At 68.1% G+C, this 16462-nt stretch carries 16 protein-coding genes; 8 read left to right on the forward strand and 8 right to left on the reverse strand.

Features of this window, described 5'->3' with window-relative positions; all coding sequences use genetic code 11:
• Positions 1 to 91: 91 nt before the first annotated feature.
• Positions 92 to 1504 (reverse strand): PLP-dependent aminotransferase family protein, encoded by a 1413-nt coding sequence (locus tag AB0280_RS14585; protein WP_159632618.1) that lies wholly within the window; start codon positions 1502 to 1504, stop codon positions 92 to 94.
• Between AB0280_RS14585 and AB0280_RS14590 the strand changes: the two genes are divergently transcribed.
• Together AB0280_RS14590 and AB0280_RS14595 are read left to right on the forward strand one after the other, a co-directional pair.
• Entirely contained in the window at positions 1503 to 2426 is a 924-nt protein-coding gene (locus AB0280_RS14590; protein WP_366367667.1) for a DMT family transporter, read from the forward strand. The two genes, AB0280_RS14585 and AB0280_RS14590, sit on opposite strands and share 2 nt — an antisense overlap.
• A gap of 18 nt (positions 2427 to 2444) precedes the next feature.
• Positions 2445 to 3065, forward strand: a complete 621-nt coding sequence (locus AB0280_RS14595; protein ID WP_307488608.1) for an FMN-binding negative transcriptional regulator — start codon at positions 2445 to 2447, stop codon at positions 3063 to 3065.
• Positions 3066 to 3086: 21 nt separating this feature from the next.
• Here AB0280_RS14595 and rlmC read toward each other — a convergent pair whose 3' ends face one another.
• Entirely contained in the window at positions 3087 to 4214 is a 1128-nt protein-coding gene (rlmC, locus tag AB0280_RS14600; protein WP_307488607.1) for a 23S rRNA (uracil(747)-C(5))-methyltransferase RlmC, read from the reverse strand.
• A gap of 209 nt (positions 4215 to 4423) precedes the next feature.
• Between rlmC and AB0280_RS14605 the strand changes: the two genes are divergently transcribed.
• Together AB0280_RS14605 and AB0280_RS14610 are read left to right on the forward strand one after the other, a co-directional pair.
• Positions 4424 to 5860 (forward strand): amino acid permease, encoded by a 1437-nt coding sequence (locus tag AB0280_RS14605; RefSeq protein WP_307488606.1) that lies wholly within the window; start codon positions 4424 to 4426, stop codon positions 5858 to 5860.
• A gap of 96 nt (positions 5861 to 5956) precedes the next feature.
• On the forward strand, positions 5957 to 6718 hold the full coding sequence (locus AB0280_RS14610) for an IclR family transcriptional regulator (RefSeq protein ID WP_307488605.1): 762 nt from the start codon (positions 5957 to 5959) through the stop codon (positions 6716 to 6718).
• 3 nt (positions 6719 to 6721) lie between these two features.
• Here AB0280_RS14610 and AB0280_RS14615 read toward each other — a convergent pair whose 3' ends face one another.
• Positions 6722 to 7483: an IclR family transcriptional regulator gene (locus AB0280_RS14615; protein ID WP_307488604.1), complete on the reverse strand. Its 762-nt coding sequence runs from the start codon at positions 7481 to 7483 to the stop codon at positions 6722 to 6724.
• Positions 7484 to 7583: 100 nt separating this feature from the next.
• Between AB0280_RS14615 and mmuM the strand changes: the two genes are divergently transcribed.
• Both mmuM and AB0280_RS14625 read left to right on the forward strand, forming a co-directional pair.
• Entirely contained in the window at positions 7584 to 8540 is a 957-nt protein-coding gene (gene mmuM / locus AB0280_RS14620) for a homocysteine S-methyltransferase (protein ID WP_366367670.1), read from the forward strand.
• A 55-nt stretch (positions 8541 to 8595) separates the two neighbouring features.
• Positions 8596 to 8943 carry a DUF3846 domain-containing protein gene (locus AB0280_RS14625; RefSeq protein ID WP_159632610.1) on the forward strand — a complete coding sequence of 116 codons (348 nt, stop codon included), beginning with the start codon at positions 8596 to 8598 and terminating at the stop codon, positions 8941 to 8943.
• Here the strand turns inward: AB0280_RS14625 and AB0280_RS14630 are convergent.
• Entirely contained in the window at positions 8940 to 9494 is a 555-nt protein-coding gene (locus tag AB0280_RS14630) for a dihydrofolate reductase family protein (RefSeq protein ID WP_224025392.1), read from the reverse strand. The genes AB0280_RS14625 and AB0280_RS14630 overlap by 4 nt on opposite strands.
• 223 nt (positions 9495 to 9717) lie before the next feature.
• Between AB0280_RS14630 and AB0280_RS14635 the strand changes: the two genes are divergently transcribed.
• On the forward strand, positions 9718 to 10128 hold the full coding sequence (locus AB0280_RS14635) for a hypothetical protein (protein WP_159632608.1): 411 nt from the start codon (positions 9718 to 9720) through the stop codon (positions 10126 to 10128).
• 16 nt (positions 10129 to 10144) lie between these two features.
• Here AB0280_RS14635 and AB0280_RS14640 read toward each other — a convergent pair whose 3' ends face one another.
• Both AB0280_RS14640 and AB0280_RS14645 read right to left on the reverse strand, forming a co-directional pair.
• Complete coding sequence (locus AB0280_RS14640; RefSeq protein ID WP_307488603.1) at positions 10145 to 12259, reverse strand: putative bifunctional diguanylate cyclase/phosphodiesterase; 2115 nt, start codon at positions 12257 to 12259, stop codon at positions 10145 to 10147.
• 213 nt (positions 12260 to 12472) lie between these two features.
• Positions 12473 to 12742, reverse strand: a complete 270-nt coding sequence (locus tag AB0280_RS14645) for a GlsB/YeaQ/YmgE family stress response membrane protein (RefSeq protein ID WP_043452229.1) — start codon at positions 12740 to 12742, stop codon at positions 12473 to 12475.
• 199 nt (positions 12743 to 12941) lie between these two features.
• Between AB0280_RS14645 and AB0280_RS14650 the strand changes: the two genes are divergently transcribed.
• Positions 12942 to 13805: an HAD family hydrolase gene (locus AB0280_RS14650; RefSeq protein ID WP_159632606.1), complete on the forward strand. Its 864-nt coding sequence runs from the start codon at positions 12942 to 12944 to the stop codon at positions 13803 to 13805.
• A 3-nt stretch (positions 13806 to 13808) separates the two neighbouring features.
• Here AB0280_RS14650 and AB0280_RS14655 read toward each other — a convergent pair whose 3' ends face one another.
• Both AB0280_RS14655 and AB0280_RS14660 read right to left on the reverse strand, forming a co-directional pair.
• Positions 13809 to 15173, reverse strand: a complete 1365-nt coding sequence (locus AB0280_RS14655) for a UDP-glucose dehydrogenase family protein (RefSeq protein WP_307488602.1) — start codon at positions 15171 to 15173, stop codon at positions 13809 to 13811.
• Positions 15170 to 16327 carry a glycosyltransferase family 4 protein gene (locus AB0280_RS14660; protein WP_201302448.1) on the reverse strand — a complete coding sequence of 386 codons (1158 nt, stop codon included), beginning with the start codon at positions 16325 to 16327 and terminating at the stop codon, positions 15170 to 15172. Before AB0280_RS14660 ends, AB0280_RS14655 begins: the two co-directional genes overlap by 4 nt.
• Positions 16328 to 16462 lie beyond the last annotated feature (135 nt).

A 16462-nucleotide genomic window follows, 5' to 3' on the forward strand; every position in this document is an offset into this window, starting at 1 on the left:
AGACCTCTTAGTCGTTGGCTGTGTGTGGTAACCACCAACCTAAGAGGTCTTCACCTATTCACGATGTAACCAACGTCCTGACTCAGTACACCTAGCGGCTGTTGCGCGCGAGCGCCTCTCCGATGATGCGGGCACCTTCCGGGTAGGCACCGGGGTTCGGTCCTGAGTAGTTGAGGCGGATGAACGCGCCGGCGGGCTCGGCGGGAAACCACCCGGTGCCGGCGGCGATGATCACGCCGGCGTCCCCGCAGTCACGCACCAGCCGTGGAAGGTCTGTGGTGTCCGGCAGCCGCAGCCACAGGTTCAGCCCGCCCCTTGGCAGGTTGTCGAGGTGTGCCTGCGGAACGTGCTCCCGGATGCTGGTGGCCAGCAGGTCCCGGCGGGCCTGCAGTTGTTGGCGGAGGCTGCGCAGGTGGGTCTGCCATCCGGGTTGCGTCACCACGTCCAACGCCGCTGCCTGCAGGAGTCCGCTGACGTACATCGACTCAGCGGCGCGGTGGCCCAGGATGCGTTCCCGCGCAGGCCCGCGCACGATCACGGCGGCAATGCGGATGGCCGTGGACACGCTCTTGGTCAACGACCTGATGTAGACCACATGGCCGGAATCATCCTGCGTGGCCAACGGGACGGGGTTCGAGGTGATGCCGAAATCGTGGGCCCAGTCGTCCTCCACCAGGAAGGCACCACGCCGGCGGGCTATGTCGAGGATCTCGGCGCCCCGGCCCGCCGCCCACTGGGCCCCGGTGGGATTCGCATAGTTGGGCTGCACGTAGAACGCCCGGGCCCCGGTCTCGGCAAAGGCGCGGTCCACGTCGGCGGGGTCCGGGCCTTCGGGCCCTGTGGGCACCGGGACCACCCGCACCCCGGTCTGGGCGGCGGCCAGGATGGCACCCCAATACGACGGCGACTCCATGAGCAGAGGCTGTCCCGCGCCCACCAGCGCCCGGAAGATGGAGCTGAGTCCGCTTTGGCTGCCGGGCAGGACGATGACGTCGTTTGGCGTTGGGGGCGTGATCCCCACGGGGGTTGCCGCGCCCAGTTCCTGGGCGAACCATTGCTGCAGTTCGGGCATGCCGGCGGCGGGCGGCCGGGACAGGGCCGCGTCGCCGCGGGCGGCGCGGGACAGCGCGGAGCGGACCAGCCGTTCCGGCAGCAGCTCGCGGTCCGGGTAGCCGGAGTGGAACCAGATGGCGTCGCCGGGGACGTTGCGCATGGTGTCCGACGACGGCGGCAGCGGAGATGACGGCGAGCGCAGCGCTGCGGTCTGCCAGCCATAGTCCGACGGGCGTGCGGTGCGGACGGCACGGACAAACGTCCCGACGCCGGGCCGGCTTTCGATCAGGCCCTGCGAGGCCAGCGCCTGCAGAGCCTTCTGGACCGTCACGGGGCTCGCCTGGTACTCGGCCACCAGCGAGCGGGTGGACGGCAGTTTGGCTCCGGGCGCCGCTCCCGCAACCCATTGCCGGAGTGCCGCCACGATCCGTGAACTGCTATCGTTGTTCATGAAACAACATAGTAGCGCTACTGTCCTGGATGGCCCAGTGATACTGTCCCGGCCGTCCACCGGGATCTGGTGGGGCCTGCTGGGCGTTGCGGCCTTCTCCTTCACCGTTCCCTTCACCCGTTTGGCTGTCGCCGGGTTCCCGCCGTTGTTCATCGGTTCCGGCCGGGCCGTGGTGGCCGCTGTCCTTGCCGCCGCAGCGCTCGCCATCAACCGCCAGCGGCTGCCGCATCCAGACACCTGGCTGCGGCTGGCGCTAGTGGCCGGTGGCGTCGTCGCAGGCTTTCCGCTGCTGACGTCCTACGCCCTCACCGCCGTGCCGGCCGCCCACGGCGCCGTGGTTATCGCCCTCCTGCCCGCCGCCACGGCCACGGTGGCCGTGCTGCGCACAGGCGAGCGTCCACCGGCCCTCTTCTGGGCCGTGGCGGTGCTAGGCTCGCTGGCAGCCATAACCTTTGCCGTCCTGCAGTCCGGGGGAGCGGGACAGCTGCACTGGGCGGACCTCCTGCTGCTTGGCGCCGTTGCCTGTGCCGCGGTGGGGTATGCGGAGGGTGGCCTGCTGGCCCGCGAACTGGGCTCGTGGCAGACCATCGCCTGGGCGCTGGTCCTCGCCGCGCCGGCCATGCTGGTCCTGGCCGTTGTCTCCGTCCAGGGCCAGCCGCCCCCGGCCACCCCCACCCAATGGGCCGCGTTCGGCTATCTGGCCGTGGTCAGCATGTTCCTTGGCTTCTTCGCCTGGTACCGCGGGCTGGCCACCGGCCCGATGGCGCAGGTGAGCCAGGTCCAGCTGCTCCAGCCCGTCCTAAGTATCTGCTGGGCCGCACTCTTGCTGGGCGAGGCATTGACGTGGACCACCGCCATCGGCGCCTTTGCCGTCATCCTCTGCGCCGGTGCTGCGGTCCGCGTCCGGCTCAAGACCACCTGACCACCCGAAAGGACTCCCATGTACATTCCAGCCCACTTCGCCGCCCAGCCCGGCGCCATCCGGAACCTCCTGGCACACGCCGGTGCCGCCAATCTCGTCACCATGACCGACGCCGGCCTGCTGGCAACGCTGCTGCCCGTCGCCTTCAATCCGGGAGTGGGGGAGCACGGCGCACTGCAGGCGCATATGGCGCGGAACAACCCACAGTGGTCCACCGCGCCAGCCGGTGAAGCGCTGGCCATTATCCAGGGCCCCGATGACTACATCTCGCCGTCGTGGTATCCCGCCAAAGCAGAGCATGGCCGCGTGGTTCCCACCTGGAACTACAGCACCGCACACGTCTACGGCGAGCTGGTGGTCCATGACGACGCCGGCTGGCTGGCACGCCATGTCCGGCACCTGACCGGCCTGCACGAGGGCGGCCGGCCGGATCCGTGGGCAGTGGACGACGCCCCGGAGAAATTCATCGCCGGGCAGTTGCGCGCGATTGTGGGCGTGGAACTGGTGATCACCAGGATCGAGGCGAAGGAGAAACTCAGCCAGAACCGCTCCGATGCCGACGCCGCAGGGGTGGCGGCGGGACTCCGGGCCATCGGGCGGGAAGCAGGAGCGGCCGCCGTCGAACGCGTCCGCCCCTGACTCCCGGGAAACCGGCGGGCGCTAGGCCGTCCGTTCCAGGAGCACCATCACCTCGTAATGCGTGGTCTGCGGGAACATGTCCAAAACCCGTGCCCGCCGGGCTGTAAAGGACGGGAGCGCGGCCAGGTCGCGGGCCAGCGACTGGGCGTTGCAGCTGGAGTACACCACATGCTGGACATCGGATGACTCGAGCCAGCCGCACAGCTCCTTGCCGATGCCGCGGCGGGGCGGGTTCACGATCACCAGCTCCGGCGACTGCTCCGCCGCGAGGGCGAACGCGGTGGCGTCCCCGGCGTGGAAATCCATGCCCGCGAGGCCGGCCTCGTCACTGCTGAGCCGGGCCGAGACGATGGCCTCGCTGCTGGCTTCAATGCCGGTGACCGTGCGGGACGGGGCGGCGCTGTGGAGGGCGAAGCCGCCCACACCGCAGTACAGGTCCCACACCGAGGCCGGCGCCAGTTCGTTGACCCACTCGCGCCCCTGCCGGTACAGGGCCGCGGCCATGCCGGTGTTGGTCTGGAAGAAGCTCTGCGGCCTCAGGTGCAGGTTGATGTCATTGACCCGCATCTCCAGCGTGGACTGCTCCGTCAGCAGGATCTCGCGGTCGCCTTCGAGGACGGCCTTGTGCTCCGGGAGCAGGTTGACGGAGACCACCTTGACCTGCGGCAGGTCGGCCAGGAGCTCCGGAAGGTGCTTCCGGATGCGCGGCAGGGTCTGCTCGGAGCGGAGGACCAGGCGGAGCATGACCTCACCTGCCGGGGATTCGGTGATGATGACGTGCTTGAGTTCGCCGGTCCGGCGCGGAACGTCGTAGGGCGTCAGGCGGAGGCGGCGGATGTAGGTGGCCAGCACCGGGAAGACGGCCCGCAGGCCGGGGGAGCAGACGCCGCACTTGCGCAGGTCCACGCCGTGGCCGTCGGCGTCGAGGATTCCGATCGTGGGGTTCTGCGCCGTCCCGCCGATCACCATCTTGGCCTTGTTGCGGAAGCCGGACTCCTGGCTGGCCACAGGCTCCAGCCACTCCAGCGAGGTGTGGTCGGACAGGAGGCCCTGGCAGTGCAGCTGCTTGCCGGCCAGCTGTTCGCTGTACGGCCTGCCCATCTGGGTGCAGGAGCGGCAGGTGCCGGCATCAAAGTAGGAACAGCGCATGACTGGTCAAGTTTACCCGGTCGCCTTCCCGGCCGGGACGGGAAGGTACGACGGCGGCACCCGGCCAGGTGCCGCCGTCGTACCTTCCAGCACGGCCGCAAACGTAACCCCGTGCAATATGCGCATGCTTCCATGCTTTTGATGCTGAGAAATTCGGCAGCCGTGCTACTTTCGGCACTGACACCGTGCATTTCTTCGTTTGGAGACCCGTGGAACCCACACCCCCGCTCACCCTCGATCCACGGCCTGCGGCACCGCAGCCCGTGGAGTCCGCCCTCCGCCGTTCCATGGGGCCTCGCCATCTGGTCATGATCGCCATGGGTGGGGTGATCGGCTCCGGCCTCTTCGTCAGCTCGGGCTACACCATCTCCCAGGCCGGCCCGCTTGGCGCCGTCATCGCGTACCTGGTGGGCGCCTTCGTGGTGTACCTGGTCATGGCATGCCTGGGCGAACTGGCCATCGCCTATCCCGTATCCGGCGCCTTCCACATCTACGCCGCCCGCTCCATCGGCCCGGCCACGGGGTTCGCCACCGCCTGGCTGTACTGGCTGTGCTGGGCCGTGGCCATCGGCTCCGAGTTCACCGCGTCCGGGCTCCTCATGCAGCGTTGGTTCCCGGACGTTGAGGTGTGGGTCTGGTGCCTGGTCTTTGCCGCCATCCTCTTTGGCTTCAACGCCGTCTCCTCCCGGTTCTTCGGCGAGGCCGAGTTCTGGTTCGCCATCGTGAAGGTGGCCGCCATCATCGGCCTGATCGTCCTGGGCGGGGCGGCGCTGTTCGGCTTCCACCCGCTCAACAGCGGCGGCAACCACCCGCTCCTGCTCCAGAACTTCGCCACGGAATCGGGCCTCTTCCCCAACGGATTCACCGGCATCCTGGTCACGGTGCTGGCCGTCTTCTATGCCTTCTCCGGGTCGGAACTGATCGGCGTCGCCGCCGGTGAGACCAAGGACCCCGCAACCGCCATTCCCAAGGCCATGCGCACCACCGTGATCCGGCTGCTGATCTTCTTCGTGGGTGCCATCACCGTAATCGCCGCCACCATCCCCTACACCGAAGTGGGGCTGGACGAAAGCCCATTCGTCACTGTCTTCTCCGCCATCGGTGTCCCGTTCGCCGCGGACATCATGAACTTCGTCATCATCACGGCCCTGCTGTCCGCCGGAAACAGCGGCCTCTACTCCTGCGCCCGGATGCTGTATTCGCTCGCCGATGAAGGGCATGCACCCCGCGCCCTGAAGAAGCTGAACCGCCGCGGCATTCCCATGGTGGCCCTCTCCGTGAGCATGGTGGGCGGCCTCGCATCCCTGCTCAGCAGCGTGGTGGCCCCGGAAACTGTCTACCTGGTCCTCGTCTCGGTGGCAGGCTTCGCCGTGGTGGGTGTGTGGATGTCCATCACCGCCTCGCACTACTTCCACCGCCGCGCCTTCGTCCGCGACGGCGGCGGCGTCTCCACCCTTGCCTACCGGGCGCCCCTGTTCCCGCTGGTCCCCATCCTCGCGTTCTCCCTCTGCGTCATCTCCCTGGTCGGCATCGCGCTCGACCCCGCCCAGGCGGCGGCGCTCTACTTCGGCATCCCCTTTGTCGCCGCCTGCTACGCCTACTTCCACTTCCGGCACGGACGCAGCGCCGCGCGGGCAGGCCGGTAGGCAGGGCACGGACGACGACGGCAGCGCCCTGGGTGCAACAGGCAGCGCCCGTGGAACAATGGGGCCGTTGTCAGCAGCCCGGGAGGTCAGGAAAGCGTGGAATCAACCGCCGAGGCGTCCTCGATGGCGCAGGGACTGCGGATCCTGCGGCACGTGGTGGAACGGGAAAAGCGGGGGCAGGCGCCGCTGGGTGTTTCGCAGCTCGCCGCGGAGCTTGGCATGGAACAAAGCCGGGTGTCGCGCCTGGCCCAGGAGTTGTGCGGCCTGGAACTGCTGGAGCGCTTTGACCGCGGGCCGTTCCGGACAGGCCCCCGCTTCTTCAGCCTGGCCGCCGCCTTGAACACGGGCTGGGTCCGGGAGGCGAAGCCGCTGCTCGAGGAGCTGGTCGCCGGGCTGGGGGTGCGGGCACGGCTTTCGGTCCGCGACGGATACCGGGTCATCCTGCTCCGCGCCTCGAGCAATGAAGCCGTGCCCGGCAGTTTCGTGGTGCCCGGCATGGTCACGCCCGTCTGGTGCACCGGCGCCGGGAGGGCCCTGCTGTGGGACTTCGACCGGTCCGCCCTGGCCGAACTGCTCGCGGACGTGAATTACATCGGCATCGGCGGACCCGGCGCTGCCCACACTACCGACGGTATCTGGGATCTCATGGAGCGGGACCGCACTGCCGGGTTCATCGCCGCCGAGGAGGAGTTTGAACACGGCGTGGTGGAGCTCGCCGTGCCCGTGCGGGACGCCGGCGGTTCCATCCTGGGGTCGCTCAGCGTGCTGGGCAGCCGCGGAGAGTTCGGAGCTGATTCCGCCGCCGCGGCAGCTGTGCTTTCGGCCGCCGCCACGCGCCTCGGTGCACCCGGAACCTGAGGCTCAGCTCCGGTAGCCGAGCCTCGCTTCGAGCCAGGATCCCTGGGCCGCCAGGGCGGCTGCGCACGGTTCCCGGCGCGGCTCCAGCCGGTCCTTGATGCCCACGATCTGCAGGGCCGCCACCACGTCACCCTTGAAGTCGCGGACCGGCACGGCCAGGGAGTAAAGCCCGGGCTCTGCCTCTTCATCCACGATCGAGTAGCCGCGGACGCGCGCGGCCTCCCGCCGCGCCAGGAACTCATCCACATTTGCAGGCGTGTTGGGACCGTGGCGCGTGAACACGACCTGTGAAAACACGCTCCGGACCTCCTCTTCCGGCGCCTCCCACAGGACCGCCTGGCCGGCGTCACTGCAGTAGGCGGGATAAGGGCGGCCAAGCCATGAACCCACCAGGTTGCTGCCGGCCGGGACACTCTCACCGATGGTCACCGTGCTGTCACCGCGCAGCACTCCAAGGAAGCACGCCTCATTGGTCCCGGCGGCCAGGGCGTCCAGGGCGGTGGCGCCGTCGGCCTGGAGCCGGCGTTCGGTCAGCAGCTGCGCGTCGGTGAAGACCGACCAGTCCAGGACGTAGGTGCGGGCCGCACTGCGGGCCAGGAAGCCTTCCTGTCCGCCGGTCCGCAGGCTGCGGGACACCTGGCTCCGGTCCCGGTCCAGATCGGCGGCGACCTCGGCGGCGCTGCCGCCGGGAAACCCCCGTGCGTGGCGTTCCCCCACGGCAAGCAAGGCCTGGATTCCGCGGCCCATGCTGGAGGTCTTCGACATAAAAGGGAGTCTAGCGATCCCAAAGGAGCCCTCCGGTACGGCCGGTTGCCGTTGCCTGTAACACTCAGTAAGAGCATTAGTCCATGCTTATAGTGAACTTATGCCTCCCCTTTCTTCCCTCTCCGCCGCACTGGAATCCGGCCGCACCCTGACTGCCGACGGCGCCCTGGCCACCGAACTGGAGGCGCGAGGCTGCAACTTGGACGACCCCCTGTGGTCTGCCAAAGTCCTGCTGGAGCAGCCCGGGCTTATCCGGGACGTGCACCGCGACTACTTCGCGGCGGGTGCGAACATCGCCACCACAGCCAGTTACCAGGCAACGCCCCGGGGGTTTGCGGCACGGGGCATGGCTGAGGAGGAAGCCCTGGACCTGGTTGAACTGTCCGTCCGGCTGGCGGATGAAGCACGGCGGGAGCACCTGATGGAGCATCCGGACGCCGGGCCGCTGCTGGTGGGGGGCTCCGTGGGCCCATACGGCGCCTATCTCGCGGACGGCTCGGAATACCGGGGGGACTACAGCCTCGCCCCCCGGGAGTTCGAGGAGTTCCATGCTCCCCGCGTAGCGGCACTGGTCAAGGCCGGCGTGGACTTCCTCGCCTTCGAGACGCTGCCCTCCTTCGCCGAGGCGGAGGCCCTGCTGGCACTCAGCCGGGAACACGGCGTCGACACCTGGTTCTCCTTTTCCCTTCGCGACGGCGGCCACATCAGCGACGGCACGCCGCTGGCCGATGTCGCGCAACGCGTGAACGGGCACCCGCACGTTGCGGCGGTCGGAGTGAACTGCGTGCCCCTTGGCCTGGTACGGCCGGCGCTGGCCGCCCTGCGCCCGCACACGGACATACCCCTGGTGGCCTACCCGAATTCGGGGGAGACATACGATTCCGCAACCAAGACGTGGAGCCAGGCAAGCGGAGACGAGGGCGGCGCGGCCGGGGGAGGGGCGCCTGCAAGCCTGGCCGCGGGTGCCGGGGAATGGCAGCAAGCGGGCGCGCGCATCCTGGGCGGCTGCTGCCGGACCACTCCCCGGGACATCGCCGCATTGGCCGCGCAGGCGTAGCCTTCCGGGAACACTGCCGACTCCACGGGTGTTAAACCCAGTGGAGAAGCGAACAATGGACACCAGAACTTACACAGCACTTGTCATACCGGCCGGCAATGCCGAGCCCATCCGCCTGGAACAGGTTGACGCGGACCTGAAGGCCCTTGAAGCCCTGGTGGGTGGCCCGCTGGAATCCGTGATCCGCGGCGACTGGCATGTCTACCTCAACGCGGAAAGCGTCACGAGGCTCCTGCCGGTCAACTTCCGCGCGGGGCAGCTGATGCACGAATGCGGCCTGGACCTTGACGGGATCCGCGGCACCGCAGTTTTCCTGGGCCGCGGCGAACACGGCACCGAGGCAGACATCCCCGAGCACCTGGAGCGGCTCGTGGAGGAGCTTTTCGGGGCGTTGGCCGCCTAGTCGCTGGCGCGTACCCCGTAGGTGCTCAGCACGTTGCCCTTGCTGGTTGCCGACTGCTCCTGCAGCACCAGGCGTGTCAGCGGGTCGCCGTCCTCGAACAGCCGGCGGCCGCTGCCGGCGATTACGGGGTGGGTCATCAGCTGCAGCGAGTCCAGCAGCCCGGCGAACAGCAGCTGCCGCACCACGGAGATGCTTCCGCACACGGCGATTTCGCCGCCGTCGCGTTCCTTCAGCGCGCCGACGAATTCCGTCAGCGGCGCGTCCATCACCCGCGAGTTCTGCCATTCCAGCGGTCCCGTCAACGTGCGCGACGCAACGAACTTTTCCACGGGGTTGATGAACGCGCCAAAGTCCTGGTCCTGCGGAGCGGTGGGCCAGTAATCCGCCCACTCCTGATAGCTCACGCGGCCCAGGATGACGGTGTCCACGCTGTTGATCATCCTGGCCAGGCCCGCACCGAGTTCCTCATCGAAGCTGTCGAACTGGAACTTGAAAGGTTCGGACACCACCCCGTCCACGGAGTGGAACAGGCCGGCAGTGACTTTGCGCATGGGAGCCTCCAGATAATGTGCGGACACGCCCTACGGTATTCGGTCAGGTCCTTTGCGGGAAGGGTTTTGGGGCGGCCGTTTCGGCCCCCGGATACGGACGACGCCGGAAGCCGCGTTAGCTTCATCACTCGCCGTGTTGTCTTGCGCGGTTTCGAACCTGCCGGGCCCCATACTGGTGAGTGAACGGCTTTCGCCGTCCCCCCGGCCAGGCAGGAGGAAGTGCATGGAAACCCTGAAAAAAGTCGTGACCAACCAGTATTTTCCTGCCGGCGCCGTGCTGACGGCCGTCCTGCTGTTCTGGGTCGTCGCCATGCTCGGCGGCCTGTCGCTGCTCAACAACAACCAGCCGCCGTTGACCACCCTGACCTGGATGCTGTTCGTCTACGCCGCAGCCGTGCTGACGCCCCTCGCGGGACTGCTGGCCGCCGTCGACCTGGTGCGCCGCTGGCGCCGCGACCGCGCTGCCGTCCCGGCCGCCTCCACGCCCGCCGGCACGGCCAGCGTTCCTGCCGGTGCCGGGGAACCAGCCCAGCCCGCGCAGCCGCAAAACTCCCAGCCGCAGGCTTCCCAGCCCCAGAACTCCCAGCCCGCGCCGGCCAAGCCGCAGCGCCCGGGCCGCCAGGAAGCAGCCTGATCCCGGAGCCTTCCGGCTACCTGCCCTTCAGCGCGTTGAGGGCTTCTTCCGCGTGGTGCAAAGCCTGGTGCAGCCTGTCACCGGGTTCCGGCAGCGAGAAAAGGTACCCCTGGAGTGAATCGCACTCCAGTGCCGTCAGGTAGTCCGCCTGCGCTGCTGTCTCGATGCCCTCCGCCGTCACGGTAAGGCCCAGGCTGTGCGCCATGTTGATCATGGAGCTGAGGATGGGCAGGCGCTCATTGCCGGTCCGCACCATGGAGACGAAGGTCTTGTCGATCTTGACGGTGTCCACGGGCAGGTCCTGCAGCCGGCCCAGCGAGGAATAGCCGGTGCCGAAGTCATCCAGCGCCACCCGGGCGCCCGTATCCCGCAGCGCGCTGAGCTGCTGGATCAGGCTGCAGTCGGCGTCGAAGAACACGCTCTCGGTAACTTCCACGACCAGCTGGTAGGGCGCCACCCCGCTGGCTTCCGCCAGCCGCAGGACGTTTTCGGCGAAGTCGGGTTCCTGCAGCTGCACGCCGGAGACGTTCACGGCCAGGGACCGTGACGGATCCTCGCTGAGCCACTGGGACAGCTGCACCATTCCGGTGGCCATTACCTCGGCCCCGATCTCGCCGATCAGCCCGGTGCGCTCGGCGAGTGGGATGAAGATCGACGGCGGTATCCGCTCGCCGCCCCGGTCCCACCTGGCCAGCGCCTCCAGTTGGACCACCTGCCCCATGCGGTGCGAGACAATCGGCTGGAAGTCCACGGTGATTTCGCCGCGGGGCACGGCCAGCTGGAGCCCGCTTTCCATGTGCGTCCGCTGCACCAGGGCCTGCATCATGTCCGGGTGGAACCGCAGGAACCGGTTCTTGCCGGCGGCCTTGGCGGCGTACATCGCGATGTCCGCATGCCGCAGCAGTTCGGAAGGGCCGACGCTGTCCTGGCCCAGGGAGGCGAGCCCCAGGCTCAGGCTGGGGCGCAGGACGGTGCCGCCGATGGTCACCGGGACGTGCAGGCAGCGCACGATGCACGCGGCGATTGCGTCGGCGTCGGGGCAGGCCGTCAGGAGCACCACAAACTCGTCGCCACCCAGCCGGGCCACGACGTCGGCGGTGGGAACGCAGCCGCGGAGCCGGCGTGACACCTCGATGAGCATGTCGTCGCCCGCCTGGTGGCCAAGGATATCGTTGACTTCCTTGAAGTCGTCGAGGTCCAGGAGCAGGACATCCACGGTCTTCAGCCGCGGTTCCTGCAGGGATTCGGCCAGGGCATCGTTGAAGACGGCCCGGTTGGCCAGCCCGGTCAGGGGGTCCTGGAAGGCCATGGCGCGCAGCTTCTCAGCCTGCACGGCGAGGTCCATCAGGGCCTGCTGTGCCTGCTCCTGCGCTTTCCGCCGCGGCGTCACGTCGCGGAAGCTCCATACGCGGCCCACGATTTTCTCGCCGACGCGTTGCGGGCGGGAATAGCGTTCCAGGGTACGGCCGTCGCGGAGTTCCACCACGTCGTGGCTTTCGGCTGCCGGGTCCTCCTGGACTTCGCCCAGCCGCGCGGCGAAGGGCACGGGATCTGCAATCTGCGCCATGACCAGCCTCAGCGCCGGCTCCTCGCTGTCGGCCTCCATCATCTCGGGAGGGATGCCCCACATGGTGAGGAACTGGTCGTTGAATCCGGCCACGCTGCCGTCGGTGGCGATGACCAGGATGCCGTCTGCAGTTGATTCAAGGGTGGCCGTCAACAGGGACATGGCCTCGCGGAGGTTGGCGTCGGCTGTCTTGCGGTGCGCAGTGCCGCGCGCAGAGAGCAGCAGCCGTGCGCCGGCCGGGCCACTTATGCCGGCGCCGTTTGGTTGGGTGCCGTCCGGGTCCAGCCCGGGGAGGACGGCCACGGCTAGTTCGACGGCGGTCTCGGTGCCATCCCCGCGCAGGGCGCTGATTTCCAGCGGCGGGGGATGCTCTTCCGGGTGGGTGAGGAGCTGGTGCAGCAGATGGGCCACGTCGTCGCGGAAACCCTCGCCGATCAGCAGCCGGTGGTCCAGGCCGGTGAAGGCGTCCCGGTGCAGGGCAAACAGCCGTGCCGCTGCCGCGTTTACCGCCAGGACGGTGCCGTCCGCAGCCAGGGCCAAAAGGGCATCCGGACTTGCGTCCATGACCCCGCCAAAAGTTTGTAATGCCACATTGTTGTCACGGCCCGAAAAACCGGTCATCACACCACCCCTTCGCCATCATAAAGGCCGCAGGGGGAAATTGGGCCGGTACCCATACCTTCATTTTGGTCCAGCACGGACCTGGCCCCGGACGTAAAAAGCGCCGGACCCCACAATGGGGTCCGGCGCCTCTTACTGATGAATAGGGGAAAGCCGCTACACCCGGCGGCCGCTGCGGTTGGTGACGGCGCCGTAGATCAGCAGCACGATGATCGAGCCGAGGATGGCCAGCAGCCAGGTCCTGATGTCAAAGAATTCGGCCAGTCCGCCGCCGAAGATCAGTGATCCGATCCAGCCGCCCAGGATGGCCCCGACAACGCCAAGGACCATGGTGATCACCCAGCCGCCGCCTTGGCGTCCCGGCAGGATGGCCTTTGCAATGGCTCCAGCAATCAGGCCCAAAATGAGAAATCCGATAATGCCCATGTTGCCACTCCTTGTCAGTAAGTTGTGCCGGGCCCCCATTTCCGGTTCCCTCATTCAATCAGCAGGCTTACTACTCTGCAAGGCTTTCAATATCACAGGATGACTATCAGTTTGACCCGAATTCCGCGAACTTTTCTCCGGCGGTAAAGCGGCTGCCGGTAGGATTGGGTGTCCCTGCATCTGTTGAAGGAGCTCCGGCATGTCCAGCCACACCCAGCGGCCGCGTGCCATCTTCCTTGACATCGACGGCACCTACGCTGACCACGGGCTGGCTCCGGAGGCCCACGTGGATGCCGTCCGGACCGCACGGAAGCTGGGCCACCTGGTGTTCGTCTGCACCGGACGTCCCCTGTCCATGGTGCCCGGGCACATCCTCGAAGCAGGATTCGACGGCACCATTACCGGCGCCGGCGCCAGGGTGGAGGTCAGCGGTGAAGTCCTCAAGGACACCCGCTTTGAGCCGGAGCTGGCGGCACGCATCGTCGAAACGCTCGACGCGCACGGTGCGGCCTACATCCTGGAAGCGCCGGAGGCCCTGCACGGCCGGACGGGCGTGGACCGGCGGCTGCGGGAGGTCCTCGGGCCCATCTTTGCCGGCCGGCCGCAGCATGACGGCGTCCTCAGCACGGACGTTGATCCGCTCGAGGACATCCTGGGGCCCATGCAGTACAGCGACGACCTCCGCGCCACGTCCTACGCCAAAATCTCCTGCTTCGACTCGCCGGTGCCGCTGGGCCGCCTGATGGAAACCTTCGGCCCCGGGGTGGGGCTGATTCCCAGCTCGCTGTCGGCGCTGGGCGAGCGTGCCGGGGAGATCTACATGGCGGGCACCCATAAGGCCGTGGGTATCCAGGTGGTGGAGGCCCGGCTCGGCCTGGACCGGGCAGACATCGTGGCCATCGGCGACAGCGCCAACGACGTGGAGATGCTCGAGTACGCGGGCGTGGGCATCGCCGTGGAAGGTGGCCATCCCTCCGTTCTTGCCGTAGCGGACAGGGTTACCGCCGCGCCGGCCGGTGGCGGCGTTGCGCTGGCCTTCGCCGAGCTGGGGCTCCTGGGCTGAACCTCAGTGTGCGGCCGCCGCCAAGGCCCCCGCGGCGGTCCCAAGTCCTCGCACCACCCAGCCCTGTTCCTGCCAGGCGGCAGCATCCAGCACATTGCGCGCATCCAGGACCACCCGGCGTCGTACCTGCTGCCCGGCCGAGGCGGGGCACAGCTGCCGGTACTCGTCCCATTCGGTGAGGAGCAGCACCAATTCGGCGTCCTGGAGCGCCCGCGCCGCGGAGGACTCGAACCGGAGGCGTGGGTAGCGGCGCCACGCAAGGTTCACCGCTTTGGGGTCCGTGACGGTCACATGGGCACCGGCGGCGGCCAGCCGGTCCGCGACATCCAGTGCCGGGGAGTCGCGGATGTCATCGGTATCCGGTTTGAAGGATGCACCCAGCACGGTGATGGAACGCCCGGCGAGCGCCCCGCCGCACAGTTCCGCCGCCAGGCGCACCGTGCGTTCCCGCTGGCCCAGGTTCACTGCATCCACCAGCCGCATCCAGTCCTCCACCGCGGGCACGCCCAGGGTGGCTGCCTGGGTTCGGAAGCTGCGGATGTCCTTGGGCAGGCAGCCGCCGCCGAAACCAAGACCCGCGTGCAGGTACCGGCCACCGATCCGCGGATCCAGCCCCATCGCCTCGCTGAGCTCGGTGACGTCAGCGCCCGCGGCATCGCACAGTCCACCGACGGCGTTGATGAAGCTGACCTTGGTTGCCAGGTAGGCGTTCGCGGCCGATTTGATGAGCTCTGCCGTGGCGAAATTGCAGACCAGCCGCGGGATCCCGGCAGCCAGCAGCGGCTCATAGACGCCGTCCAGGGCCGCCGTCACCCCCAGGGGTGCGCCGGTGGCGGGATGGAAGGCGGCGGCCCGGCCGCCGTCCACGCCGTAGACCAGCCGGTCCGGGACCAGGGAGTCCTTGACGGCGGTGCCCTGCCGGAGGAACTCGGGATTCCAGCCGAGCAGCACATCAGGCCGTGCGGCCAGGACATCCTGAAGCATGCCCACGGTGCCAACGGGCACCGTGGATTTACCGACGACGACGGCGCCCGCGGCCAGGTGCGGCAGCAAGGCCGCCGCGGCGGAGACCAGGAAGGAAAGGTCGGCGGCGTCGGACGTCTTGTCCTGCGGCGTCCCCACGCACAGAAAGTGCACCTGGGCGTCCCCTGCGTCGGCGGGATCGGTGGAGAAGCGCAGCCGTCCGGTGGCGCGGCCGTGCTCCAGGAGTTCATCCAGTCCAGGTTCGTGGAACGGTGCAGCTCCCCGCGCCAGTTGCGCCACCTTGCCGGGGTCGACGTCGATGCCCACCACGGTGTGGCCCATGGAGGCCAGGGTTGCTGCGTGGACCGCGCCCAGGTAGCCGCAGCCGATCACGGAAATCTTCATGATGATGCTCCTGCCTTTGAAACCTTTTGTGCTGGTGCGGGCGCCCCCGCGATAACGTCCGCATAGTGCTGCACCAGTTCCGTGCAGAGCGCGGGCCAGGTCCTGTCCTGGACCGAGGCGTGTGCTGCGGCCGCAAATGCCCGCCGTTTGGCGTCGTCGCCCACCAGGTCCTGCACCCGGGCCCGCATGGCGGACAGGTCGCCCGGTTCGTAGAGCCACCCGGTGCGCGAGTTCTCCACCAGGTCCAACGGGCCGCCCCGCCCTGTGGCCACCACCGGTACACCCGATGCCATGGCCTCCTGGATGGTCTGGCAGAAGGTTTCGAACTCGCCGGGATGGACGAACAGGTCGAACGATGCCACCGCCCGTGCCAGGTCATCACCGCCCAGGAATCCGGTGAAGACTGCCCGGGGGAGTGCCGCCTCAAGGGCTGCCCGCTGCGGGCCGTCGCCCACAACCACAAGCCTGGTGTTGGGAATGCCGGCGAGGGCGGCAAGGTCTTCCACCTGCTTTTCGACCGCCAGGCGGCCCACGTAGCCGATGATCCGTTCCCCGCCCGGAGCCACCGAAGCCCGCCACCCGTCGTCGCGCTTTGCCGGCGAAAACCTCGCGGTGTCCACGCCGCGGCGCCACATGCGCACCCGCGGAATGCCCCGGCCGCGCAACTGGTTCAGCGCGAAGGTTGAGGGCACCAAGGTGCGTGAGGAGAGCAGGTGGATGTTCTCCACCCTGTTCCAGGCCCAGTTTTCCAGGAAGGGAACGCCGTACCGGGCGGCGTAGCTGGGAACTTCGGTCTGGTAGATGGCCACGGTGGGGATGCCCAGCTGGTGCGCAGCCTGTGCGGCACGCCAGCCCAGCACGAACGGCGAGGCAAGGTGGACAACGTCGGGCGCGTACTCGGCAAGGATTCGCTTGACCCGGTACACACCTCCCAGCGCCACCCGCACATTCGTATAGCCGGCCAGCGGGACCGCGGGCAGCCTGTGCACCTCCGCCCCCTTGACCCGGCCCGCGGCCTCCCCGTCATGTCCGGAAGGCGCGATGACCAGCACCTCGTCGCCGCGCTCCTGGAGGTGGTCCAGGACCCGCAGGATGGAATGGGTGACGCCGTTCATCAGCGGCAAAAAAGATTCGGCAACGATTGCGATCCTCACCCCTCCACCGTGGTTGCCTTCCTTGAAATGACGGGGGAGGAAGCGTTACCTCGAGGAGAAGGCCGGGTGAACAACTGCAGCGGCCCGCCAAAAAAAATTACTAAGTAGGCTTTGCATTTGATGCTAAGCATGCTT

The sequence above is a fragment of the Pseudarthrobacter sp. 902506025 genome, assembly GCF_040702325.1.
Lineage (GTDB): Bacteria > Actinomycetota > Actinomycetes > Actinomycetales > Micrococcaceae > Arthrobacter.